The following is a 22,812-nucleotide window of genomic DNA, read 5'->3' as shown; positions in this document are numbered from 1 at the left end:
AAGGCGATCGGACGAACTTGCTGACATTTCGTCAACAAGACCGTCCGCGCCGACGACGCCACGGCGCCGCGACGCCACGGCGCCCGGGGCTTGCGGCGCGGGTCTTCCCTCCACCCGCCGGGAACCGCCACTGTGGTGGACGCGGATCCCTCGGACGGGGTGGGTGGAGTGGGCGACCAGCACGAGACGCACAACAGGATCAGCCAGAGCACCATCCACGGCAACGTGTTCATGGGCGGCGTCCTCACGCTGATGGGCGGCCGCAGACCGCGCCTGCGGCTGCTGATCGCCGTGCTGTGCGTGCTGGCCCTGCTGGGCGCCGGCACGACGTACTGGGCGCTGACCGCGACGGAGGGCGGCAGGGGGCCGGAACTCGGCGCCCACTACGACCCCGAGCACGCCGACGCCGACTCGACCACGGTCGTCCCCCGGGTCGTCAAACCGACCGACCCGCCGGCCGTCACCGGCTGCGAAGCCGCCCGGACGTGGGCGCACGCGCAGGGCGGTACGGACGTGGGCGCGTCGCCGCTGTCGGTCTCGATGGTCGGCAACGGCCACACCGTGGCGATCGAACAGGTGCGGGCGACGATCGTGGGCGAGCCCCGCGACCCGCTGTCCGGCACGGTCGTGGACTGCGCCGGACAGGGGGAGGGCAAGAAGATCGACATGGGCGTCGACCTGGACTCCCCGAACCCGGTCGCGCTGATCGGGGCCGCCGGACCGGTGTCGTTCGCGCCCTACTTCACCGACAAGTACCTCTATCTGGAGGACCGGAAGCCCGAGATCGTCAGCCTCACCGTGCTCGCGACCCGGCACAGCTACGACTACGTGCTCACGGTCGAGGGCACCGTCGACGGCAAGCGCCGCACCTGGACGCTGAAGGACGGCGACCGCCCGTTCCACGTCTCCGGGGTGCGCAGGGAGTCCGGCACCGAGCTGTCGACCCACGGCAGGGGCTGGGAGACCAGCTACGGCACTGGCTCCGGCGAGCGCATCCGGTGCAACCCCTGCTACGACCAGGACCAGCAGGAGATCCCGGGCACCACGGTCGCCGTCGCTCCGGCCGGCTACAGCTTCCCCTCCAAACCGGGATACCAGCCGGGGGATCCGATCGCCCCGCCGAAGGACCGGCCGACCGCGCAGACGCCGCCGCTGACGGTGGACGGGCACGACGCGGAGTCCGTCGCGATCGCCTGGGCCGTCACCTCGGGCACCTTCGACACCTCCCGCGGCGACACCGGCCCGGCGGCCGTCCTGAGCCGGTCGCGCCGGTACCTGACCTCCGAACTGGCCGCCGCCGACGGCGGGTTGACCGCCTGCGAGGAGAACGGGTCGGCCTGGCCCGCCGACCTGACCGCACGCCGGGGCTGGTCGCTGGTCAGATGGGTGGTCGCGGGGCCCGCGGCGGGCCGCTTCGATCCGCGCGACCTCACCGGCGAGGTGGTCGAGCTGGAGGTCTCCGCCTACTGCACCTACGCCGCCGAGGAGGGCTGGTTCCGAACGCCCAGGCAGTCGTACACCCCGCGACTGACGCTCCGACGCGGGCCCGACGGCGGCTACCTGATCTCCGACATCGGCAAGGTGACCTACGACATCCCGGCGCTCACCGACCCGGCCCCGCAGCCCTGAACGGCCCGACCCGAGCGCCGCGCCCCGAGGGGCTGTCTTCGAACTCGCGTCTGCGAGAATCCCGGCATGGCTGAGCACGAGAGCGACCACGGCTACCTCCTGGACAACCGCCAGTCGGAGGCGGGCACCCGCTTCGGCGCCCTCGCCGAACTCTTCGACCCGGTGACCTTCCGGCACGTCGACGCCCTCGGGATCGGCCCCGGCATGCGCTGCTGGGAGGTCGGCGCGGGCGGCCCCTCGGTGCCGCTCGGGCTCGCCGAACGCGTCGGCCCGACCGGCGCGGTGGTCGCCACCGACATCGACGTCTCCTGGACCGCCCCCGCCGCCGGCGGCGTGATCGAGGTGCTGCGCCACGACGTGGCCGCCGACCCGCCGCCGCCCGGCGGCTTCGACCTGGTGCACGCCCGGCTGGTCCTGGTGCACGTCGCCGACCGCGCCGAGGCCCTGCGCAGGATGGTGCGGGCGCTGCGCCCCGGCGGCCGGCTGCTCCTGGAGGACGCCGACCCGGCCCTGCAACCGCTGCTCTGCCCCGACGAGTCCGGCCCCGACGAGCGCCTCGCCAACCGGCTGCGGACCGGCTTCCGCACCCTGATGGCGGGCCGCGGCGCCGACCTCGCGTACGGGCGGACGCTGCCCAGGGCGCTGCGCGAGGCGGGCCTGGTCGACGTCCAGGCCGACGCGTACTTCCCGATCACCTCGCCGGCCTGCGCGGTCCTGGAGGACGCGACCGTCCGGCAGATCCGCGGACTGCTGGTACGGGAAGGCCTCGCGACGGACGAGGAGATCGACCGTCACCTGGCCAACGTCGCGACCGGCCGGCTCGACCTGGCCACCGCCCCGATGATCTCGGCGTGGGCGCGCCACCCGTGACGTCTCCCGGGCCGCCGCCCGCAGGCCTGGACGGGGCCGGGGCCGGCGCGCTGCTCGCCGAGGTGCGCGCCTCCGCCGGGCGGGTGCTCGCCACCGTCGGCACGCTGACCGACCGGCAGGCCCGCGAGCCCTCGACGCTGCCCGGCTGGAGCCGCGCCCACGTCCTCACCCACCTCGCCCGCAGCGCCGACGCGTACCGGTGGCTGCTGACCGTGGCCCGCACCGGCACCGAGCCGGGTCCGCGCGCCGGGGCCGCCGCGCCGGACCGCGCCCCGCGCGAGGGCGCCGGGCGCGGTGCGGCGGAGCCGGCCGCCGACCTGCGGAACAGCCTGGACGGGATGTTCGCGGCGGCCGCCGCGATGCCCGCCGAACGGTGGTCCACGCCGGTCACCGCCCTCGCCGGCTGGCGGCACCCGGCGTGGTTCACCCTGCACCGGGCGTGGCGGGAGCTCGAAACCCACCACGTCGACCTGGACCTCGGCCGCTCGACCGCCGACTGGCCCACCGGGTACGTCGCCTGGGCGCTCGACGGGACGGCGGCCGCCCTGGCCGCGCGCGGATTCCCCGTCGCCCGGCTGACGGCCACCGACCTCGGCCGCGACTGGGCCCTGGCCCCGTCCGGCCCCACCGTCAGCGGCCCCGGCCACGCCCTGCTCGCCTGGCTGTCGGGGCGCGGGTCGGTGGAGCGCCTGCGGGCGGAGGGCCTGCGGGCGGACGGGCCGCTGCCCGGGCCGCCGGGGTGGCCGCTGCCGCCGGTGCCCGGCTGGGGCTGAGGCGGCGGGTCCGGCGTCCGGTCGCCGGAATGCGGCAACATCTGCTCCTGTAGCGGCGGTTCGGCCTCGTTCACCTCCGCGTCGGCGGGGTTTCCCGAGGGGCGGGTCCACTGGAACGGCGGCTCCGGCGGGTTCCGGCGGCGCGATGCCGCCGTCCGCCACCCGCAGGGGAGGTGGCGGGCGGCGGCCGCCCGGCGCAGACTCAGCAGGCATGACGCCCTCCCTCCCGACCACGGACCGAACCCCCACCATGGACCGACGCCCGCACCTGCTCGTCGTGAGCGGCCCGCCCGGGGCGGGCAAGACCACGCTGGCGCACGCCCTGGCCGACGCGCTCGGCCGCCCGGCGGTCTGCCGGGACGAGATCAAGGAGCGGATGGCCGCCGCCCGGCAGGCCCAGGCCGAGGACCTGGACCCGGACGTGGACCAGGACCTGAACCAGCGGACGCTGACCGAGTTCTTCCGCACCGTCGACGGACTCCTGCGCGCGGGAACGGACCTGGTGGCGGAAGCGGCCTTCCAGGACCGGCTGTGGCGGCCCGGTCTGCTGCCGCTCGTCGGCCGCGCCGAGCTGCGCATCGTACGCTGCACCGTCGACCCCGGGACCGCCCGCGAGCGCATCGCCCGCAGGGCCGCCGAGGAACCCGGGCGCGCTGTCCACGCGGACGGTGAGCTGCTGCGCCGCATCGCGCGCGGCGAGCGGCCGATCGAGTCCTGGGTGCCGATCGCGCTCGATGCCCCCTGCCTGGCCGTGGACACCACCCGGGGCTGGAACCCGCCGCTGGAGCGGATCACGGCCTTCGCCGCCGGTGCCGCCGGTGCCGCCGAGGAGCCGTCCGGGCGGGTGGGGAACCACGTGCCGCGGGGTCGGAAGAGCTGACAGGACCGCGCGGTGCCGCGATCACGTCCCGATGCGTCCGGGACCTGTGCCGGCCCCTCCGGCGGCGCCACGCCCTAACCTCGACGGTATGGACGCGTTCGAACACCCGGGCGGGCAGGCCGCCGTTCCCCCGGGGGAGGAGCTGGAAGGCCTGGTACGGCTGCTGGACCGGCGCGGCGCGGTGGTGCTCAGCGGGGCCGGCCTGTCCACCGAGTCCGGTATCCCCGACTACCGCGGCGCCACCGGCCGCCGCCGCAGCGGCACCCCGATGACGTACCAGGAGTTCACCGGCAGCGCGGAGGCCCGGCGCCGCTACTGGGCCCGCAGCCACACCGGCTGGCCCGCGATCGCCGGGGCCCGGCCCAACGCCGGGCACCACGCGGTGGAACGGCTGCGCCGGGCCGGGCACGTCGCGGCGGTCATCACCCAGAACGTCGACGGCCTCCACCACGCGGCCGGCACCCGGGAGGCCGTCGAGCTGCACGGCGGACTCCGCCGGGTGGTCTGCCTCGACTGCCGCCGCACCAGCACCCGGGCCGAGCTGGACCGGCGGCTGGAGGAACTCAACCCGGGCTTCCGGCCGACCCGGGCGGAGCTGCGGCCCGACGGCGACGCGCGGCTGCCGCAGTCCGCGGTGGACGGCTTCCGGGTCGCCGCCTGCACGGCGTGCGGCGGCGTGCTCAAGCCCGACGTGGTCTTCTTCGGCGAGAACGTCCCGCCGCCCCGGGTCGAGCACTGCTACGAACTGGTCGACGCGGCGGGCTCGTTGGTGGTCCTCGGATCGTCCCTGGCGGTCCTGTCCGGGCTGCGCTTCGTCCGCCGCGCCGCCCGGGCCCGGCTGCCGGTCGCGATCGTCAACCAGGGGCCGACACGCGGCGACGAACTCGCCCGGCTCCGCCTCGACCTGCCGCTGGGGGCGGCCATGACGGAGGTCGCCCGGCTGCTCGACGCGGCCTGACCGGGCCGGCCGGCGTTCCAGCCGGCCCGGTCGGCCCGGTCAGCCGGCGGGCAGGGCCGGTCGGCCCGGTACCCACAGCGGCACCCGGCCGGCGCGCGGCATGGAACGTGCCGCGTCCTGTTCCAGCCAGCCGGCCACCCGCTCCGGATCGCCCTCGCACAGCTCCACCAGCGCGGCCGCGGCGATCCGGGTGCAGCACAGCACCAGCGCCAGGGTGTCCTGGCGGCAGTGCCGCTCCCGCACGTACGCCTCGGCGCGCTCCTCGATCCGGCGGGCGTGATCCGGCCCGTCCTCGGCGGTCAGCGCCTGGACCCCGTGCCACACCAGGGTCAGCGCACAGGGCTCGGCCGGGTGCGAGGCGCCCTCCCGACGCGCCTGCTCCCGGGCCTCCGCCGAGCGCTGCCCGAGCCACTCCAGGGCCGCCGGACCGTCCTCCCGGCAGGAGCGCAGCACCAGCTCCGCGGCCCGGGCGACGACGGCCCGCAGCACCTCCGGCGCGGGCGCCCGCAACCCGGACGCGGGCCCGTCCCCGAACGCCAGCCAGGCATCGGCGAACGAGGCCGCCCGCAACCCGCCCACCCAGGCCGGCGCCCCGCCCTCCGTACTCAGCCAGTCCTGCGCCCCCAGCCGCACCAGCCCCACGGCCGCCAGGCGCACCGCGTCCCCGTCCAGCTCCCGCAACCATCCATTCCGCACCAGCACACACCCCCGTCAGCGGTTCATCCCCGTGAGGCTCATCCCACCACACCGGGACGGGAACGAACTAGACAGGGGCACGTCACAATCCGGAAGCGGGCCTTCCGGGTGGTTCTCCCGCGGGGACGGCCGCGCCGCCGGGCCGGGCGCGTGGCCGGGCCTCGACGCGGCGGGTCGACCGGGCTGGTGCCGGACGTCGTTGGCGGGCTGGTCGCGCGAGGGTTCCCGGCGGGAGTGTCGGGGCGGTCGGGCGGAGCGCGCGGGGGCGGCCCCGGGGGCGGCGGGATCCGGCCAGGGTTCGGCCGGGTGTGCGGGCCGCCGCATGGGGTGGCCGGGTTTCGGTGTGACGGCCGTGGCGTGTTCGGTCGTTCGGGGTGTGGGCGTCGGGTGAGTTGGGCAGGGACGCGTCAGGACCCGGGCGGCTGTGCGGACGCCCGGTGCGTCAGGGCTGGGCCGGGCACGGCCCGCCGTCAGTGTGCCGTGAGCCCGTCGACCGGGCCGCGGGCGCCCTTCACCGATCCCGCCGGGTCGATCACCGGTAGCGGACCCCCCGGATGGTGCGGGAGGCGTCCGGCGCGAGGGTGATCTGTTCGGGCCGGTCGACGCCCGCGGCCCGGACGGTGGGCGGGTGCGGCGCGGCGTGCTCGGCGAACGCGACCGGCTGGTCCGTGACTTGGGCGCCGGTGCGGTGGCCCGGGGCCTCGCGGGTGGTGCGTGCGGCCGTGCGGTCCCGATGGGCGCCGGACTCCAGCGTGCGGCCGGGAGCGCCGGCGCCGGGGAAGCAGGGGAGCGATGGGTGGGCCGGTTGCGACGGAAGGGACGGACCGAAGATGGATGTGACGACGCGGACGGCGGTCGCGGCGGACCGCGCAGCGGAGGGGGAGGCGCGACACCGGACCTCGGCGGGGGTGTTCTGGCGCTACTGGACCGGATCGCTGGTCAGCCGGCTCGGGAACCAGGTGTCCGTCGTGGCCCTGCCGCTGATCGCCGTGCTCACCCTGCACGCGACGGCCTGGCAGGTCGGCCTGGTCACCGGCGCCGGGTACCTGGCCTGGCTGCTGGTCGGACTGCCGGCCGGGGTCCTGGTCCACCGGCTCCCGCTGCGCGGCACCCAGGTGGCGATGGACCTCTTGCGCGGGGCGGCGGTGGCCTCGGTGCCGGTGGCGGCGGCCCTGGGCGTACTGGGCCTGCCGCAGCTGGTGGTGGTCGCGCTGCTGGTCGGGCTGGCGGGTGTGGTCTTCGACGTCGGCAACTCCACCTTCCTGCCCTCGATCGTCGCCAAGGAGGAGCTGACCGTCCGCAACAGCCTGCTCTCCGGCAGCAGCGCCGCGACCGAACTGGCCGGCCCCTCGCTGGGCGGGGTGCTGGTCCAACTCGTCGGCGGCGCGGCCGCGATGGTGCTGGACGCCGTCAGCTACCTGGTCTCGGCGGCCCTGCTGCGCAGTCTGCCGCGCGCGGAGCGGCCCGCCCCGCGGCCGGGCGGCGCGGGGATGTGGAGGCAGATCCGCGAGGGCTGGCACTTCGTCACCCGGCATCCGGTGATCGGGCCGTGTGCCGCCTACGCCACCGCGGTCAACTTCGTCTCCGGTGGGCTGATGACGCTCACTCCGGTGTTCCTGGTGGACGCCCTCGACGCCCCGGCCGCGGCCGTCGGCGCGCTGATGGCCACCGGCGGCCTGGGCAGCCTGGTCGGCGCCGTCCTGACGCCCCGGGTGGTCTCCCGGATCGGCAGCGGCGGGGCCCTGCGGTGGTCGGCACGGATCGCCGCGCTCGTCACCTTCCTGCTCCCGGCGGCCGGTTCGGGGTGGGCTGTGCTGCTCTTCGCCCTCGGCAACGCGGGCTTCGCGGCGGGCGTCGTCGTCACCACCATCGTCGCCCGCACCCACCGGCAGACCCACACTCCGCCGGAGCTGCTCCCGAGGGTGATGGCCACCGTCCGGTTCGTCTCCTGGGGCTCCATCCCGGTCGGCGCGCTGCTGGCCGGTGCCGCCTCCACGGCCTGGGGGCCGCGTACGGCGCTGCTCCTGCTGGCGGTGTGCAGCCTGGCCGGCCCGGTGATCCTGACGGCCGGTTCGCTCCGCCGTCGGCGCGACCTCGCCTGACCTCGGCCCTCGGGCTTCCCGGCGGTCCGCCGAGCCATCGCGAGATGTCCTGACGCAGCGTCACTACTCGCTCCTTGCAAGGGTGTTGATTCGAGTGTCGAAGGCCCTCGCGCGGCACAGCCGGGGGAGTGGAGCGGCGGGGGCCGTGTACGGATAGCCTGGGCCGCCATGATGCGTGTGTGGATGCTGCCGTTGTTGTTGGTGCTCTGCGGTGCGGCCGTCGCGGGCGGACTCGTGTTGAGCGGGAGCCGCGGAGCGGCCGTCGTGTACCTACTGGGGTTCGCGGGGCTCGCGGCCGTGAGCTCGACCCTGGTCTTCCCGAAGTCGCTCGGCGCGGCGGAGGCGCAGCGCCGCAGCGCGGCCGACGGCCGGCCGGTGGTGTACTGGCGGCCGGGCTGCAGGTACTGCCTGCGGCTGCGGATCCGGCTGGGCCGGGCGGCCCGGCGGGTGCACTGGGTGAACATCTGGAGCGACCCGGAGGCGGCCGCGGTGGTGCGCGCGGCCAACGACGGCAATGAGACCGTGCCGACTGTCGTCGTGACCGGCCGGCCGCACACCAACCCCGACCCCGCATGGGTGCGCGGACAGCTGTCCGCCGCCACCGCGAAGCGCTGACCGCCCGTCGGCGCGGCCGTACCGACGGCGGTGGCGGGGGATTTGAGTACGGCTCAGCGCCGGCGTGACCGGAGCCGTGCGGCCAGGGGCGTTGCAGTTCGGTGACACGGAAGGCTCCATTCCGTCGACTGTTCGCACTACCTTCGAACTGCACGCGAAGCCGCCCTCCGGTCCCCGCAGGAGAGGGCGCCGCGCGCTCCTCACCCGCACTTCGCTCAGGAGAACCGCATGCCCTTCTCGACGATCCGCCGCGCGACCACTGCCCGTACGCTGGCCGGAACCGTCCTGACCGCGGCCCTGCTGGTGCCCGCCGCGACGGCCTGCTCCTCCACGTCGGGCGCGACCGGCGCGGCCGCGCCGACCACCGCGTCGGCCGCCGCCACCGCGCCGCCCGCCGCGCCCGCCACCGAGCCTCCGGCCACGGCCTCCGCCGCGCCCACCCCGACCGGCACGCGCGGTGCCACCCCTCCGGCCGCCGCGCCCAGCGGGCACGCCGCGACCACGTCGGCCACCCCGCCCAAGGGGGGCCAGGGGGTCCGTACCGAGACCCTGGTGGACGGCAGCAAGGCCGAGATCCACGACCTCGGCAACCAGCACTACACCGCCAAGATCGTCAACGCCGGTCAGGTCCTCGCCACCATGGAGACGAAGGAGCACGACGACGGGCTCGACGCCAACGGCATGTTCGTCATGCTCTCGCTGGACGGCCGGATCCGCTCCTGGATGGGCGGCAGCCACCAGGGGCCGGGCACCTTCAAGCTGGCGGGCGGCTGGACGGCCAAGGTCACGAAGGTCGGCGAACTCCGGTACCGCGCGGAGATCCTCGGCAACGAGAACGCGGTGTACGGCACGCTGGAGGCGAACCAGCACGATGTCGGGGTCGACGCCAACGGCGTCTCCATCGTGCTCAGCGCCGGCGGCGAGATCAGCGCCCACGAGTGAGCACGCCGGAACCCGGACACGCCGGACAGCGGAGCCACCGACCCGATCGGTGACACCGCCCTCCGGCCCTGGTTCAAGTCCCTTGGTGGCCAATGGTGTTGAAACCGGGACCGCTAGCGGACCTCGGCCACCAGGGCCCCGTACTTCGCCTTGATGTCCGCCTCGGCGGACTGCCACTGCGGGGTGTCGACCACGACGCCGGTGCCGTCGATGGCGAGCGTCAGCCCGTCGATCACCACGCCCCTGGTCCGCCACTCCTCGGTGTCCGCGCGGATCCGGTTCAGGAGGGTCATGAGCTGCTCGCGGGAGCCCGCGGCGTCGGCGAACCGCACCTTCACCGTGGGCCAGTCGGCCGCCCTCGCGGTCACGGCGGCGTCCAGGCCGCTGCCGGGGACCCGCATCACGTAGAGCGTGTCCGTGTTCCTGTCGCGGCACGTGCCGAAGTAGTGGTCCGGGTAGTCGGTCATCGCCAGCGTCTCGATGGACTCACCCGCCCGGGTCACGCGGGCCTCCGCCGGGTCTTCCGACGACAGCGACGACGGCGACGACGGCGAGCCCGAGGCCGAGCCCGAGCCCGAGGCCGAGCCCGAGCCCGAGGCCGAGCCCGAGCCCGAGGCCGAGCCCGAGCCCGAGTCCGTGGGCAGGGGCGACGGCGAGCCGGACGACGACGGGAGGCCGGAGAACGGCGTGCCCGTCGACGGGACGTCCGAGGACGAGTGTCCCGGCGGAGGGGTGGCAGGCGACAACAGGCCCAACCAAGGGGAGCCCGGCGGCGGCGTCCACGACGACGAGTAGCCCGACGAGGTGATCGCCGACGGCGTCTCCCAGGGCTGCCGGCTGGAGTGCTGGTGCCAGCCCGGTGTCCGCATCGACGTGGGCCCGTTCACACAGTTCAGCATCACGGCGGTGTGCCCCGGCGCCGTCGCCCCCGCCGTCGGAGTCAGCACGCTGAGGCCCGTCCCGGCCGCCCCCGTACGGTCGCTCCCGGGGCCGCCGCCGCCGAGCTGCGTCAGCGCTCCCGCTCCGAGGACCAGCACCGCGGCCGCCGTCACCCCCCGTACGGCGGCCTGCCGCCGGGCGCGCCGACGCCCGGCCCGGTGCAGTTCGGCCAGCGGCGGGGTGCCGGCGATCCCTGCCGCGTGTGTTCCGAGCCGGGTGACCAGCTCCTCCTCGAACCTGTCCTCAGCGCTCACGGCCTACCAGCTCCCTCACGTTTTCCATGTCCTGTCGAAGCGCCTTGATCCCGCGCGCCAGGTGCGTCTTCGCCGTGGGCACCGAGCACCCCAGCTCCTCCGCCACCTGAGCGACCGGCAGGTCCAGGTAGTAGCGCAGCACCACGGCGGCCCGCTGCCGCTTGGGCAGTCCGGCCAGTGCCGCCGCCAGCTGGTCGTCCCGTTCGCCCTCCGGGGCCGCCGGTCCGTCCGGCAGCGCGGAGGTGAGCACTTCGCGTCTGGTCCGCCGCCAGCGCGAGACGTGGGTGCGGACCATCGTCCTGCGGACGTACCCCTCGGTCGCGGCCGTGTCCCGGATCGTCGAACGCTTCGGGTACACCTGCGCGAGGGCGTCGTGCAGCAGGTCCCGGGCGTCGTGGACGTCACCCGTGATCAGGTACGCCCCCCGCAGCAGGGCCTGGTACCGGGCTACGACGAACTCGTCGAACGGGTCGGATCCGGAGCCCCCCGGGAGGATCGATTCGCGCTTCATGCCTTCAGGACGCCCCAGCCACGGAAAACGGATGACAACCAGCCAGTATTCACGTCCACGGGGGCGCCGCCCCGCGCCGGGGGAGGGGCACCGGACCCGACGGTCCGCGAGGCGCCGTTCCGTTTTGGTCGCACATCTTGTGCGATGTCATGATCCGGCTCACACTTCCGATTTGCGAACACGTGTGCACTTCTGCGCGCGGCACGCGATCGGGCGGCGTCGCCCCCACGAGCCTCGACGGCGCCGAACCCCTCCGATCCGCACGCGCCAACCGGGGCGGGTCGCCGCGCCCTCGGACCGCGGCCCGCCCCTCGTCGTCCGTACCTTCCCCCCACGCGAAGGAGCTTCGGATGAAGCACCCGCGCACCCCTGCCCGCTGGCGGCGGCCGTTCGCCGTCGCCGCCGCGGCCGCCCTCGTCCTGACCGGCGCGGCCTGGAACGCCGCCCCGGCCGCCGGCGCCGCCCCGTACGCCCTGACCGTCGACGGCGGCGGACCGCGCCTGCTGCAGGTGAGCGCCGACCCGTTCACCGACACCGGGACCGGAAGCCAGCACGCCACCGAGGTGGAGCCCGACACCTTCGCCTACGGCGGCACGATCGTCTCCTCGTCCCAGGTCGGGCGGTTCCCCGCCGGCGGTTCGGCCGCCCTCAGCTGGAACACCTCGCGGGACGGCGGCGCCACCTGGCGGCACGGCATCCTGCCCGGCATCACCACCCACCAGGGCGGCGGCAACTGGGCCCGGGCCTCCGACCCCTCGATCGCCTACGACGCCAGGCACGGCACCTGGATGATCGCCGGCCTGGTCATCGACGCGGCGATCAACCCCGTCGGGGTGACCGTCAGCCGCTCGGCCGACGGCCTGCGCTGGCAGGACCCGGTGCGGGCGGTCGGCTTCGACGGCCAGGGCTACGACAAGGAGTGGATCGTCTGCGACAACACCCCGTCCAGCCCGTACTTCGGCACCTGCTACATCGAGGTCGACATCCCCTCCTCCGACAACCTGGTGGTGATGTCCGCCTCCCGGGACGGCGGCGCCACCTGGTCCGCCCCGTCGGGCCCCTCCGGCGTCAACCTGGGCCTCGGCGGCCAGCCGCTGGTGCAGCCCGACGGCCGGGTCGTGGTCCCCTTCTCGACCGACACCACCTCGATCCGCTCCTTCAACTCCACCGACGGGGGCCGGTCCTGGGGCTCCACCGTCCTGGTCGCCGACGTCGTGGCGCACGGCGTCGCGGGCGGCCTGCGCGACGGCGAGGGCCTGCCCTCGGCCGAGATCGACGGCGCCGGCCGGGTCTACGTCGCCTGGCAGGACTGCCGGTTCCGGGTCGGCTGCCCGGGCAACGACATCGTCTACGCGACCTCGACCGACGGGACCACCTGGTCCGCCGTGACCCGGGTGCCGATCGACGCCACCACCAGCGGCGCCGACCACTTCCTCCCCGGCCTCGGCGTCGATCGCGCCACCTCCGGGCGCAGCGCCAAGCTCGGGCTGTACTACTACTTCTATCCGAACGCCGACTGCACGGACGCCACCTGCGAGTTGGAGGTCGGCTTCATCTCCTCCGCCAACGGCGGCGCCACCTGGAGCGCGCCGCGGACCGTCGCCGGCCCGATGCCGCTGTCCCGGATCGCCGCCACCGGAGGCGGCGCCATGGTCGGCGACTACCTCTCCACCTCCGTGCTCGACGGCAAGGCGGTGGCGATCTTCGCGGTCGGCAGGGCCCCGGCCGACGGCCAGGCCTACGACGAGGCCATGTACGCCGTCGAGGGCGGCCTGCCCGTCCGCGGCGGCAGCACCCCGTCCAGCACCGGTCCGGTCGCCTTCACCGCGCCCGCCCGGGAGCGGCAGTTGCCGCCGCCGGTCCGTCACTGACCCGCCACTGATCCACCGCTGACCCACCCGGGCCCGTCCTCCCGCCCCACCGGGAGGACGGGCCCGGCCGCGTCCCGAACCGGGTCGGCGCGGCAGCACGGCAGTACGGCGACACGGCAGCGTGGCGGAATCGACGGAATCCGGCGCGCCGCCCCAGGAGAGCACCAACCAGCTCGCCACGGGCGACTTCCCGGCCGTCATCGGCGACTGCCACGCCGTCCGCGACCTCCAGACCCACACGAGCATCGCCCCGCTGCCGGCCGAGGGAGTTCCCGCAACTGCCGGAGCTGGTCGCCCGGCACTACGCCGGCATCGTCGTAGAGGACGGCCTCCTCCTCGACGTGGGCTGCTCGACCGGTACCCTGATCCGCACCCTGGCGGAGCGTCGCCAGGGCAGCAGGGCCGGGTCCGGCCAGGCCATGACGGCCCAGAAGTACACCTGCTTCGAGGGCTTCCTGGCCGTCAAATGACAAACAGAGGAAGGTTTCTGGTGAGGCTTCCCGCCACTGGACAACTGATCGACCAGGACGTCACGGACGGGCTCGCCGAACTCGCGGGCTCGCTCGGCTACACCCCGCCCGTGGTGCTCAGCAGCGGCGTGGAGTTCCTCGTCTACCGGGCGAGCCCGCTGAGCGGCGCGGCGCACGAGGACGTGGTGCTGCGCGTGCCGCGCGCCCGTACGTTCCACACCGCGAACAACGTCGGCGTCGGCGCGGACGGCCTGCTGGAGCAGGAACTCCGGATCACCCAGTGGCTGGCCCCGGACGGCTTCCCGGTCGCCCGCGCCCTGGGCATCGAGTACACCCGGACGGGCACGCCGGTGCTGCTCTCGGCCTTCGTGGACTCCGACGCCCAGGCACCGGACTGGTCCGAGGTCGGGGCGCTGTTCGCGGCGCTGCACGCCAAGCCGGCCCCGGACCTCGCGCCCGTCGTCCAGTACGGCCGGCCCGTCCCCGACCTGCTGGCGCAGCGGCTGCCCGACCGGTTCGGCAGGCTGCTGGACCTCCGCCCGGGCCTGGGCGAGCTGCCCGAGCGCGCGGCGATCGCGGCCCGGCTCGCCGAGGCGTCGGCCGAGCCCGCGCTGCTCCACCTGGACCTGCGCCGGCAGAACCTGCTGTGCAGCCAGGGGCGGGTGGCCGCGCTGATCGACTGGTCCAACGTGCTGATCGGCGACCCCGCGATGGAACTGGCGCGGATGTCCGAGTACGCGCTCATCCCGGAGAACGGCCTGGACGAGCGGGCGATCCGCCAGGGCTACGAGGCCGCGGGCGGGAAGTCCTCCGTCACCCCCGCGGCCGACCTCCTCTACCGGCTGGACGCGGCGGTGATGCTGGCCCTGGTCTTCACCTCGGTGGCGCCGGACCCGCGGCTCGGGCCGGCGCAGACGGCACGGGTGGTCGAACTGCTGCGGGAGCTCGCCGACGTGTGGTGACGGGGCCGGGGGCGAGCCCCTCACCCCCTGGCCACCGGACGACGGAAGGGACCGAGGCCCTCTGCGGGGCTCCGGTCCCTTCCGTCGTCCCACTCTGGTGTTTCGGCGCCGCGCCGGTAACATGACTTCTCCTCATGTTTCCGTCAGGAGGCTGTCATGCCGGACCGCTTCGACCTGCCGGCGGGGTTCCGCTGGGGTGCCGCCACCGCCGCCTACCAGATCGAGGGGGCGGTGAACGAGGACGGCCGCGGGCCCTCCGTCTGGGACACCTTCGCCGCCCGCCCCGGCGCCGTCCGCGACGGCCACACCGGCGCGGTGGCCTGCGACCACTACCACCGGTACCCCGAGGACATCGCCCTGATGAAGGGCCTTGGACTGGACGGCTACCGCTTCTCCGTCGCCTGGTCCCGCGTCCAGCCCACCGGCGCGGGCGCCGTGAACGCCGCCGGCCTCGCCTTCTACGACCGCCTCGTCGACGCCCTCCTCGAAGCCGGCATCACCCCGCTGCCCACCCTCTTCCACTGGGACCTCCCGCAGGGCCTCGAAGACCACGGCGGCTGGCTGAACCGCGACACCGCGTACCGCTTCGCCGAGTACGCGGGGATCGTCGCCGACCGCCTCGGCGACCGCGTCCCCGCCTGGATCACCCTCAACGAGCCCTTCGTCCACACCGTCTTCGGCTACGCCCTGGGCACCCACGCCCCCGGCCGCACCCTGATGTTCGAGGCCCTCCCCGCCGCCCACCACCAGCTCCTCGCCCACGGCCTGGCCGCCACCGTCCTCCACGACCGCGGCCTGGAGGCGATGCTCTCCAACAACCTCACCCCCGTCGAGCCGGCCACCCCCTCACCCGCCGACCTCGCCGCCGCCGAGGCCTACGACGCCCTCCACAACCGCCTGTTCACCGACCCCGTCCTCCTCGGCCGCTACCCCGACCTCTCCGCCCTCGGCGTCCCCGACGACATCTTCGGCGCCGTCCACCCCGGCGACCTCGACCTCATCCACACCCCCGGCCTCGACGGCCTCGGCCTCAACTTCTACAACCCCACCCGCGTCGCCGCCGCCACCGAACCCGGCCTCCCCTTCGACCTCGTCGACATCCCCGACGTCCCCCACACCGCCTTCGGCTGGCCCGTCGTCCCCGACGCCCTCCGCCAACTCCTCCTCAACCTCCGCGAGTCGTACGGCAAGGCCCTCCCGCCCCTCACCATCACCGAGAACGGCTGCTCCGTCGAGGAGTCCACCACCCCAGACCAGCCCCGCATCGACTTCATGTCCGCCCACCTCGACGCCCTCGCCCAGGCCACCGCCGAAGGCATCGACATCCGCGGCTACTACACCTGGTCCCTCCTCGACAACTTCGAATGGGCCGAGGGCTACCACCAGCGCTTCGGCCTCGTCCACGTCGACTTCGCCACCCAGCAGCGCACCCCGAAGGCCTCGTACACCTGGTATCGAAACCTGATTGCAACTCATCGGCTTTATCGGGCTGGTTAGTTGAGATCGATGGCGGCCGTGGCACATGGTGGGATCGGTCCAGGTTGATGAGTGCGCTGGTCGGGCGCGGGCAGGTGGCCGCGCCCGACCATAGGGTGTGAAGACAGGGTGTTCGATGGTTGAGAAGGCCGTCACCAGCGGTTTGAGCTGAATCGGATTTTGTAGAGGCCTTTAAGCCAGGCGTGATCGCCGTGTTGGCCCAGTTGTGGGCCTGTTTCTGTTCGACGCTGCTGGCATCGCGTGGTACAGGTCGATCAGGTCCGGATCGAGGCCCAGCGAGTCGGGGCTGAGAGAGTGGGCGGTGGCCGGGCCGTAGTACCGGAAGACGTTGCAGTGCGGGCCGGTCTCGGCGTCGTGGAACTGCCCGGGGAAGCACAGCGGGCAGTCGATGCTCTCGACCGCGTCAGGCAGCGGGTGGCCGCACAGCGCGGTGCGCTGCTGCCAGGCCAGGGCGCCGTGCTCGTTGACCAGTTCGGTCGGGGCGCCGACTACGTCGGTGACGATGGCGTGGAAGCGGCGGTCGATCTCGTGCTGCGGGGCGTCTGCAATGGGCAGCAGCCAATCGAATGATCCGCAGGGAACGGCCTACCCCGGAGCCCCAGGCGCCAAGGGGACCCACCTCGTCATCGAGTCCCAGGCCTGCAGGACATCCGCCAGGACATCCACCGAGGCCTCGGACTCGGGCCCGACGGTGCTCGCCGTGATGAGCAGCATTCCGCCGTACTGCTCCACCAGCGCGATGAACGCCTCGGTCGCCGGAGCGCTCCAGGCCTGCCCGGGCGTTACCACCGCAACCTCGCCGGGGCCGGTGAGTGCCCAGGCGCGCCCGTCGGAGGACCTGGGCGGCAGCCCGGACCACACCGGTCGCAGGTCGATCACCTGGGCGCCATTCGACCGGGGCCCGCACGCCGCCGTCGCCGTCCAGCGCTCCCCGCTGCGGACCAACTGGGCGATCTCGAAAGACGGGTTGACCACGAGGGCGGGAAGGCAGAGCGGGCCGAATCCCTCCCCCATGGGCACTCCGGCGGTGAATGCCTTCCAGCTGATGCCGGCGTTTTTGGCTATCTGGGTCAGGGCCGACTCGTTCCAGTGCGGATACCGGCACAGTCCGAAGTGGAAGAGCCGCGCGTAGGCCATCATCAAGGTGTCATCCACGTGGAGCGCTGGAACACCGTCGCCCAAGGGGTACCCGCACTCCTGGCAGTCGCCGGCCCAGAGCAACTGCATGAGCGAACGGGCTTCCTCCTCTCCGAGTCTGTCCAGGCAGACCTGGCTGAAAGCCAGGTGCCGCAGTCCGGACGAGCCCTCCTCCGCCTCCAGGACCACCCAGTCCGAGGGGCAGCCACGCTCCTGCGCCCGGCTCCACCATTTCTTCCCCAGCCGGACGTCGCCGAAGGAGTACGCCGTCACACCGGCCATCAGACAGCCGATCGGATCACCCAGCTCCCCCTGCTCAACCGCTGCGGCGTAGGCACGCGACACGTAGGCATTCGCCGTCTTGTGGTCCTTCCTATGCAGGAGGACACCGGCGTACGAGAGGGCGGCGATCGGGATCTTGCCGTCAGCAGCAACTCTCAGGGCTTCGACGGCTTCGACCGACTGCCATTTCGACCTCAGCCAGTCCGAGTAGTGCAGCGCACTCCCGGGATCTCCGGCCTCGGTACCGCGCTTCCAGAGTGCCACCGCCTCGTCCTGGTCGCCTAGTTTCTCGTGAACCAGGCCGAGGGCTCCGATCGACATCCGCTCCCCACTCTGGATCGCGCGCTCGTACCACTCCCGGGCCGCTTCCAGATCCCCCCGCATGAAGGAGACGGCACCCATATTGTGTGCCCCCATGGAGTCGCCCAGAGCGGCAGCGCGCTCGAAGCAGCGGGCGGCGCCGTCGTATTCTTCCTCCTCTGCCAGCAGCACCCCCAGATTGATCAGGCCGTCTGGATCGTTTGCCTCCGCGAGGGGACGGAGCACCTCCTTGGCCACCTCCGGCCGGCCCGCCGCCTTGGCGACGGTCGACACCAGCACCCGGCGCGTATCGTCCACGACGCGCAGCGTCTCTTCCCACACCTGCTCCGGGAGTTCGTTCGGACGGGCCCGGCGCGCAGCATCGGACACTAGGTAGTCGAACGGCTTCCACGTTCCGCCCCGGCCCGGCACCAGGGGACTGGTCACGCCCAGCACGATCCGGGACGCCCACTTCCATGCGTCCGCCATGTCCTCCGGACGCAGCGCTGGACCGCCCGCCAGGTCGAGGAAGTACTCGTGGAGGCGTTCCAGTGAATCCGGTGGCAGCGCACTGTCCACACCCGTGCGGGCAAGGGCGACCGCAGCCTCGACGAGCGCGGCCCCCCGGGGGTTGCCCCGCACCCGGGAGGCGGCCTTCCACCGCTTGAGGACCTGCGGCCCCGCCGCCAGGTACTCCGCCACCCCGTGCGCCCGGTCGGCGCTCAAGGCCGCGACGACGCGCGGGTCCTGGCGCGCCGACGCGGCCTGCCGCTCGTCGTCGGTCCAGATCCGGTCCAGCGTGAGGTGGTGCGCAGCGCGGATCACCCTGCCCGGCGAGGACGGCAGACGCGGCCCGCTGCTCTGCGAGAGTGACGGCGCGTCCTCCCCATCCGTGTAGTGCTCGTAGAACTCGGTGCGCAGCGTCGCGAGCACGACCGTGCCCCGGCGGACGAGCCGGTCGAGCAGAGACGGCGTCAGCCCGTCGGACCGCAGGTAGGTGTGCAGGTCGTCGAGCCACACGACGCTCTCGTATTCGATTTCGGAGGGGGAGTGCAGGAAGGCCAGGTCGGCGTCGGGATCCGGCTTGCAGACCGACCGCTCCGGGAGATTGCGAACCATGCCTTCGAACAGGGCCCGCGACTTGCCCGCCGCCGAATCCCCGGTCAGGAGCAGTATTCCGCCGGTCTCCGCCAGCGCTTCCAGTCGGGCGTCAAGTTGGGCGTCGACGTCGCGTGGCACGTACTGCACCACTTCCGGATGACCGGCGGCGTCCGGCGCGCGATTGACTCCGAAGGAGATCGGGTCGGCGTCGGCGATCCGGAGCCAGTCGCCTGCGCGGGAGGTGGAGGCCTCATGCACCGAGGGCGGTGCCGACCTGCCGATCTCCACCACTTCCGGCCGCAGCCCTGCGGCTGCCTGCATCGCCCGCTGGAACCCGAGGTCAGCCACCACGACCGAGATTGGAACGGCTTCCACCCGTGCGTGCGCCCACCGTCCCGGGTCCCCGGAGACCACACCGATCAGGAATTCTCCGGCGAAGAGCGCGGCGCCCGACATCCCCTGCCAGGGCGATGTGCCGGGAACGCCAGCCGTTGGCGGCGGTGTGTGGGAGCTGTCCAGGATGTAGCGGCCGCGCAGGATCGACGACCCCGGCTTCAGCGTGCCGACGATCTGCTCAGTGTCCGGTCGCGTCCCGTCCCGCAGCGAGATGAGCGGGTACCCCACGGCTTCGCAGTTCTCCCACGCGGCCAGGCCCGTCGTCCGGCCCCAGCGGACGTCGGAGATCCGGCACGTCGTGGCGTCCCTGACCAGGTCGTCGTCCGCTTCGAGCAGGGCCGCGTCGCACGCCTCGTCGTAACGGCACCACCTTGGGCGGCAGTTGCGCATCCCCGCGCCTCCGGGGACGGCGACGCGAGCGACCCCGTTGTCCCCGTCGAACAGGTGGGCCGAGGTGAGCACCAGGCGGGAGTCCAGCAGGAAGCCGCTGCCCTGCCGCGCTCCCTGGACGATGGCGATGCGTTCGATGGACCGGACGCTCATCCGCCGCGCAGCCCGGACGGATGCTCGAAGTCACCCAGGTCGACCGCGGCCCGGCTGCCGATCTCGATCGGCCCGCCGAAGGCCGAGTCCGTCGGCTTCAACTTCACGGACACCTTGTGGACGGCGTTCTGCGCCACCCCCACCTGGGCGTCGCCGGAGACCACCCATGCCTTGAACCCCGCCTTGGCCGTCGCATCGCGTCGCAGCTCGACCGAGAAGTCCAGCGTGATCTCGTCGACCTCGAACCTGATGCGCTGGCCGTCTGCAGCGTCTGCGGCGGCCATCAACTGGTCCCGCAGACCTTGCACGGCCTCGGAGAGTTCCACGTTCTCCAGCGGATTGCGCACGTCTCCGACTCCCCCCGTCCGGCCCGCCCTCAACCGCTATCCTTATCACATCGATTCTGGTGCGGGCGGGCGATCCGGACAACGCCGCCGAACGCACTGGAGTGCGGTGGGGCGTGTCGAGCACCATCGATGCGCCCCGATACAGCCCGCCGCACAGCTACCGGCGCCAGCTCAGCGCTCGTGGCCCTGCGCTTCAGTGGCGTCAGCGGCAGCTCCGGGGCGGGCAGGCGGGCGCGGGCGTAGCCATGGACTTCGCCGAAGCGGGTGCCGGACTGCCAGTCGGCGCGGGTCTGGGCGATCTCCTCGTTGGCGCGGCCGATGAAGTTCCACCACTGGCGATCTGATGATCGTGGCTCTGGTTCTGGGGTTGCGATGGCGCACCTGTGGTCGGTGTGGCCGGGTGGGGTGATCGGTGCGGCGGCCCCTGAGGGCCAGGCCCTTGCGGGCTATATGGCACTCGGCTCTGGATTTGGGCCGCCGGCTCGCCTTGAAAGGAGCCCTACTCGCATTTGTGGCTCGTGTTGTTTAGTCTGCCCCCAGGTGTAGACGGAGATCTCGGCGCCGGCGCGCGGGCCACCCGCAGCGTCGACGCACTGCCAGGGAACCTGGTTGGAGCGCAGGGAGGCGCTCGTTGTGGCGTCGCCCATGACCGAGAGGCCTGTGAAGCCATCGACCTTGCCCGGTGTCGCGGTGGCGGTTCCGCCGCTGAAGACGGTGATGGCACTGGAGGTGTTGATGGCCCAGAGGTCGGCGAAGCCGTCACCGTTGAAGTCGGCGGCGCCGATCCTGGGGTTGGCGGCGGCGGTCAGGCCGTCGCCGGTGTCGATCAGTCGGCCGCCGTTGGGCTTGGTCAGCGCGCTGAAGTCGGACTTGCCGTCCGCGGTGCGGGTGATCGGGTAGGCGAAGACGTCGCCGGTGGTGCGGTTCCTGGCCCACAGGGTGGCTTGCCAGGCGTCGGTGAGGCCTGGAGTCTTGGTCACGCCGTTCGCGGGGCCGGGGTTGATGAGATCGTAGTCGTCCCAGCTGCCCGTTCCGGGGGCGGTGGGAATGAGCAGGGCCGGGGAGTTGACCTCGTTCCACTTCAGCTCGCTGGCGTCGTGCAGCCAGAGCCGTCCACCCTCGACGGTCAGCAGCGAAGTCTGGCTGATGATTTTCGTCTGGGCCGGCTCGGTCGGGGTGGCCGGGAAGTTCTGTGTCAGCTCGCCGTCGGGGGTGCCGAGGGCGATCACCTGGGTGACCTGGGACCAGTCGATGGCGAACGGCCGGTCGGCCGGGCAGGCCAGGCCGGAGGACGGCACGACGGCGCACCCGGTGGACTTCTGTCGGGTCAGCGGAATCTTCGTGTACTGGTCGTACCGGCCGGTGCCGTCATTGTCGATCAGGTAGAGGTGCTTCTTGAGGCTGGCATCGCCGGTGTTATGGACGATCAGCTGGTCCAGCGCTCCGGCCTCGTTGAGCGTACCGCGGTGCGTGATCTGGTAGTCGGCCCAGCTTGTGGTGGTGTCGTTGACGCCGTTTCGCGGTGCGCTCGCAGCGGTGGCGGTGATGGCGCGCGCAGGATCGTTGTTGCCGCTGAGGGTGCGCAGGTTTCCGGCAGCGTCGGGGGTGACGATATCGGGTATCCGGTCGCCGTCGGTGTCGCCGAAGATCGGGGCGATACCAGGCTTCCAGGGGGCGTAGAAGGTGTAGTTGGCACGCTGGCTGTAGTTGCCCGCGACGTCCATCGCCCACACGTAGACGGCGTTGGTGCCTCATCGGGTCGGTGCGAACGTGACTGCCGTGCCCGGGGCTTGGGTGCCGGATTGGCCGCATTGCCAGCCGACGACCGGGGTCGGGTCGGTACTGAAGCGTACGCAGGCGATACCGGAGGCGCGCAGACCAGGGCCGGGGGCCGGGTCCTCGGCGTTGATGACGAAGGTGCCCGGGTGCTGGGGATCGTTCGCGAACCGGGTGGGGTGGTCGTTGGGTGTCCCGAACGGAGGGAACTCGGGTGAGCTGATGCTCGCCCGTGGGTTGGTCCGGTCGACGCGGAAGTAGCACGGGCCGGCGATGGGTGAGGTGAGGGCCTCGTCGGTGGCCTGGGCGTACCAGCCGTACTGGTGCCCGTCGGCGAGTGAGCCGATGGGAAGGGTGTAGCCGGGGTCGTTGTAGCTTCCGCCCCAACCGCCTTCGGCGATGCCGAAGCTGTGGTCGTCGTCGTCCCACATGTGGAAGCCCGTGTAGAGGTTTTGCCCGGTAGGGGACCAGCTGTTGACGACTAGGCTGATGCTCTGGTTGCTGCCGACCCAGCCCGGGTTGTCCTGCGGGTTTGCGCCGCCGTTGGTGCACTCGGCAGTGGTGCGGCTGTCGGCGAAGCCCGGAGCGGGGCTGGTGTGCGGGTGCCAGACAGTCGGGGTGATGTCGTAGGTGGTGGCGACGACCCTCATGATGACCGCACACCATCCGTTCTGGAACGCTGTTGCCCAGCGGTGGGAGAACGCCCGCGATTTGAGGGCTGGTGAACAGCTCCGGAAACCGGACGGGAGCCCTGCAGTACTGACTGGCGTGGCCCGCCGCGCAGCCGAGGGGCGCACCTATGACCTCACAGTTGCAAATCTTCACACGTACTATGTGCTGGCAGGTGTCACGCCAGTCCTCGTCCATAACAACACACCTGCCCCGTATGACCCCTGCGGCGGCGGGACAACGCCCCAAGGGGGGCACTCCTGGGGGACGGAAAGGCCTCCATGAACAGGTG

General features: G+C 73.0%; 22 protein-coding genes and 1 pseudogene. 15 read left to right on the top strand and 8 right to left on the bottom strand.

What is annotated here, in order from left to right; all coding sequences use genetic code 11:
* Positions 1-168 precede the first annotated feature (168 nt).
* The 5 genes from ACFVXH_RS30870 to ACFVXH_RS30850 all read left to right on the top strand — a co-directional run bounded on the left by ACFVXH_RS30870 (position 169) and on the right by ACFVXH_RS30850 (position 5,110).
* Complete coding sequence (locus tag ACFVXH_RS30870) at positions 169-1,629, top strand: hypothetical protein (RefSeq protein ID WP_387829120.1); 1,461 nt, start codon at positions 169-171, stop codon at positions 1,627-1,629.
* A gap of 66 nt (positions 1,630-1,695) precedes the next feature.
* A complete protein-coding gene (locus ACFVXH_RS30865; protein ID WP_387829118.1) occupies positions 1,696-2,499 on the top strand; it encodes a methyltransferase domain-containing protein in 804 nt (267 codons plus the stop codon).
* Positions 2,481-3,272, top strand: a complete 792-nt coding sequence (locus ACFVXH_RS30860) for a maleylpyruvate isomerase family mycothiol-dependent enzyme (protein WP_387829116.1) — start codon at positions 2,481-2,483, stop codon at positions 3,270-3,272. Before ACFVXH_RS30865 ends, ACFVXH_RS30860 begins: the two co-directional genes overlap by 19 nt.
* Positions 3,273-3,483: 211 nt before the next feature.
* Entirely contained in the window at positions 3,484-4,152 is a 669-nt protein-coding gene (locus tag ACFVXH_RS30855; protein WP_387829114.1) for an AAA family ATPase, read from the top strand.
* 88 nt (positions 4,153-4,240) lie between these two features.
* Positions 4,241-5,110: an NAD-dependent protein deacetylase gene (locus tag ACFVXH_RS30850; RefSeq protein ID WP_049658636.1), complete on the top strand. Its 870-nt coding sequence runs from the start codon at positions 4,241-4,243 to the stop codon at positions 5,108-5,110.
* A 39-nt stretch (positions 5,111-5,149) separates the two neighbouring features.
* On the opposite strand, the gene ACFVXH_RS30845 is transcribed toward ACFVXH_RS30850, so the two are convergent.
* The gene (locus ACFVXH_RS30845) at positions 5,150-5,791 is read right to left on the bottom strand and encodes a hypothetical protein (protein WP_387829112.1); all 642 of its coding nucleotides are present in this window, start codon (positions 5,789-5,791) and stop codon (positions 5,150-5,152) included.
* An 845-nt stretch (positions 5,792-6,636) separates the two neighbouring features.
* Between ACFVXH_RS30845 and ACFVXH_RS30840 the strand changes: the two genes are divergently transcribed.
* From ACFVXH_RS30840 to ACFVXH_RS30830, 3 genes are all read left to right on the top strand, one after another.
* Positions 6,637-7,908, top strand: coding sequence for an MFS transporter (locus ACFVXH_RS30840; protein ID WP_387829110.1), 1,272 nt, complete (start codon positions 6,637-6,639; stop codon positions 7,906-7,908).
* Between the two features lie 168 nt (positions 7,909-8,076).
* A complete protein-coding gene (locus ACFVXH_RS30835; protein ID WP_375875316.1) occupies positions 8,077-8,523 on the top strand; it encodes a glutaredoxin domain-containing protein in 447 nt (148 codons plus the stop codon).
* 228 nt (positions 8,524-8,751) lie between these two features.
* Positions 8,752-9,465, top strand: coding sequence for a hypothetical protein (locus tag ACFVXH_RS30830; RefSeq protein WP_380738068.1), 714 nt, complete (start codon positions 8,752-8,754; stop codon positions 9,463-9,465).
* 113 nt (positions 9,466-9,578) lie between these two features.
* Here the strand turns inward: ACFVXH_RS30830 and ACFVXH_RS30825 are convergent, their stop codons facing one another.
* Positions 9,579-9,968 carry a hypothetical protein gene (locus ACFVXH_RS30825; RefSeq protein ID WP_387829108.1) on the bottom strand — a complete coding sequence of 130 codons (390 nt, stop codon included), beginning with the start codon at positions 9,966-9,968 and terminating at the stop codon, positions 9,579-9,581.
* Here ACFVXH_RS30825 and ACFVXH_RS30820 point away from each other — a divergent pair.
* A complete protein-coding gene (locus ACFVXH_RS30820; RefSeq protein WP_387829106.1) occupies positions 9,946-10,260 on the top strand; it encodes a hypothetical protein in 315 nt (104 codons plus the stop codon). The two genes, ACFVXH_RS30825 and ACFVXH_RS30820, sit on opposite strands and share 23 nt — an antisense overlap.
* A gap of 387 nt (positions 10,261-10,647) precedes the next feature.
* Here ACFVXH_RS30820 and ACFVXH_RS30815 read toward each other — a convergent pair whose 3' ends face one another.
* Positions 10,648-11,169: a SigE family RNA polymerase sigma factor gene (locus ACFVXH_RS30815; protein ID WP_053112272.1), complete on the bottom strand. Its 522-nt coding sequence runs from the start codon at positions 11,167-11,169 to the stop codon at positions 10,648-10,650.
* Between the two features lie 350 nt (positions 11,170-11,519).
* Between ACFVXH_RS30815 and ACFVXH_RS30810 the strand changes: the two genes are divergently transcribed.
* From ACFVXH_RS30810 to ACFVXH_RS30790, 5 genes are all read left to right on the top strand, one after another.
* Positions 11,520-13,040, top strand: a complete 1,521-nt coding sequence (locus tag ACFVXH_RS30810; protein WP_387829104.1) for a sialidase family protein — start codon at positions 11,520-11,522, stop codon at positions 13,038-13,040.
* Positions 13,041-13,381: 341 nt separating this feature from the next.
* On the top strand, positions 13,382-13,510 hold the full coding sequence (locus ACFVXH_RS30805; protein WP_255357452.1) for a hypothetical protein: 129 nt from the start codon (positions 13,382-13,384) through the stop codon (positions 13,508-13,510).
* A gap of 20 nt (positions 13,511-13,530) precedes the next feature.
* Positions 13,531-14,472, top strand: a complete 942-nt coding sequence (locus ACFVXH_RS30800) for a phosphotransferase family protein (RefSeq protein ID WP_387829102.1) — start codon at positions 13,531-13,533, stop codon at positions 14,470-14,472.
* Between the two features lie 156 nt (positions 14,473-14,628).
* A complete protein-coding gene (locus ACFVXH_RS30795) occupies positions 14,629-15,969 on the top strand; it encodes a GH1 family beta-glucosidase (protein ID WP_387829100.1) in 1,341 nt (446 codons plus the stop codon).
* A 354-nt stretch (positions 15,970-16,323) separates the two neighbouring features.
* Positions 16,324-16,539 (top strand): hypothetical protein, encoded by a 216-nt coding sequence (locus ACFVXH_RS30790; protein WP_387829099.1) that lies wholly within the window; start codon positions 16,324-16,326, stop codon positions 16,537-16,539.
* A gap of 15 nt (positions 16,540-16,554) precedes the next feature.
* On the opposite strand, the gene ACFVXH_RS30785 is transcribed toward ACFVXH_RS30790, so the two are convergent.
* The 5 genes and pseudogenes from ACFVXH_RS30785 to ACFVXH_RS30765 form a co-directional block, all read right to left on the bottom strand.
* A complete protein-coding gene (locus ACFVXH_RS30785) occupies positions 16,555-19,728 on the bottom strand; it encodes a trypsin-like peptidase domain-containing protein (RefSeq protein WP_387829097.1) in 3,174 nt (1,057 codons plus the stop codon).
* The gene (locus ACFVXH_RS30780) at positions 19,725-20,075 is read right to left on the bottom strand and encodes a trypco2 family protein (RefSeq protein WP_387829095.1); all 351 of its coding nucleotides are present in this window, start codon (positions 20,073-20,075) and stop codon (positions 19,725-19,727) included. Before ACFVXH_RS30780 ends, ACFVXH_RS30785 begins: the two co-directional genes overlap by 4 nt.
* Positions 20,076-20,260: 185 nt before the next feature.
* A pseudogene (locus ACFVXH_RS30775) lies at positions 20,261-20,407 on the bottom strand (pirin family protein); the annotation flags it as partial.
* A gap of 114 nt (positions 20,408-20,521) precedes the next feature.
* Positions 20,522-21,799 (bottom strand): hypothetical protein, encoded by a 1,278-nt coding sequence (locus ACFVXH_RS30770; RefSeq protein WP_387829093.1) that lies wholly within the window; start codon positions 21,797-21,799, stop codon positions 20,522-20,524.
* Positions 21,800-21,826: 27 nt separating this feature from the next.
* Positions 21,827-22,501 (bottom strand): hypothetical protein, encoded by a 675-nt coding sequence (locus ACFVXH_RS30765; RefSeq protein ID WP_387829091.1) that lies wholly within the window; start codon positions 22,499-22,501, stop codon positions 21,827-21,829.
* Here ACFVXH_RS30765 and ACFVXH_RS30760 point away from each other — a divergent pair.
* On the top strand, positions 22,500-22,805 hold the full coding sequence (locus ACFVXH_RS30760; protein ID WP_387829202.1) for a polymorphic toxin-type HINT domain-containing protein: 306 nt from the start codon (positions 22,500-22,502) through the stop codon (positions 22,803-22,805). The two genes, ACFVXH_RS30765 and ACFVXH_RS30760, sit on opposite strands and share 2 nt — an antisense overlap.
* Positions 22,806-22,812: the final 7 nt, after the last annotated feature.

It is taken from the genome of Kitasatospora sp. NPDC058184 (assembly GCF_042883725.1).
GTDB lineage: Bacteria > Actinomycetota > Actinomycetes > Streptomycetales > Streptomycetaceae > Kitasatospora.
Note: the sequence above shows the minus strand (reverse complement) of the source record. Positions and strands in the feature narration are given on the sequence as shown.

Excerpts from the sequence above, each read along its gene's own strand:
- ACFVXH_RS30840 (WP_387829110.1), top strand. The coding sequence starts at position 6,637 with ATGGATGTGACGACGCGGACGGCGGTCGCGGCGGACCGCGCAGCGGAG.
- ACFVXH_RS30855 (WP_387829114.1), top strand. The coding sequence starts at position 3,484 with ATGACGCCCTCCCTCCCGACCACGGACCGAACCCCCACCATGGACCGA.
- ACFVXH_RS30810 (WP_387829104.1), top strand. The coding sequence starts at position 11,520 with ATGAAGCACCCGCGCACCCCTGCCCGCTGGCGGCGGCCGTTCGCCGTC.
- ACFVXH_RS30830 (WP_380738068.1), top strand. The coding sequence starts at position 8,752 with ATGCCCTTCTCGACGATCCGCCGCGCGACCACTGCCCGTACGCTGGCC.
- ACFVXH_RS30770 (WP_387829093.1), bottom strand. The coding sequence starts at position 21,799 with ATGGACGTCGCGGGCAACTACAGCCAGCGTGCCAACTACACCTTCTAC.
- ACFVXH_RS30815 (WP_053112272.1), bottom strand. The coding sequence starts at position 11,169 with ATGAAGCGCGAATCGATCCTCCCGGGGGGCTCCGGATCCGACCCGTTC.
- ACFVXH_RS30795 (WP_387829100.1), top strand. The coding sequence starts at position 14,629 with ATGCCGGACCGCTTCGACCTGCCGGCGGGGTTCCGCTGGGGTGCCGCC.
- ACFVXH_RS30820 (WP_387829106.1), top strand. The coding sequence starts at position 9,946 with ATGGACTCACCCGCCCGGGTCACGCGGGCCTCCGCCGGGTCTTCCGAC.
- ACFVXH_RS30785 (WP_387829097.1), bottom strand. The coding sequence starts at position 19,728 with ATGAGCGTCCGGTCCATCGAACGCATCGCCATCGTCCAGGGAGCGCGG.
- ACFVXH_RS30765 (WP_387829091.1), bottom strand. The coding sequence starts at position 22,501 with ATGAGGGTCGTCGCCACCACCTACGACATCACCCCGACTGTCTGGCAC.
- ACFVXH_RS30835 (WP_375875316.1), top strand. The coding sequence starts at position 8,077 with ATGATGCGTGTGTGGATGCTGCCGTTGTTGTTGGTGCTCTGCGGTGCG.
- ACFVXH_RS30760 (WP_387829202.1), top strand. The coding sequence starts at position 22,500 with ATGATGACCGCACACCATCCGTTCTGGAACGCTGTTGCCCAGCGGTGG.
- ACFVXH_RS30850 (WP_049658636.1), top strand. The coding sequence starts at position 4,241 with ATGGACGCGTTCGAACACCCGGGCGGGCAGGCCGCCGTTCCCCCGGGG.
- ACFVXH_RS30865 (WP_387829118.1), top strand. The coding sequence starts at position 1,696 with ATGGCTGAGCACGAGAGCGACCACGGCTACCTCCTGGACAACCGCCAG.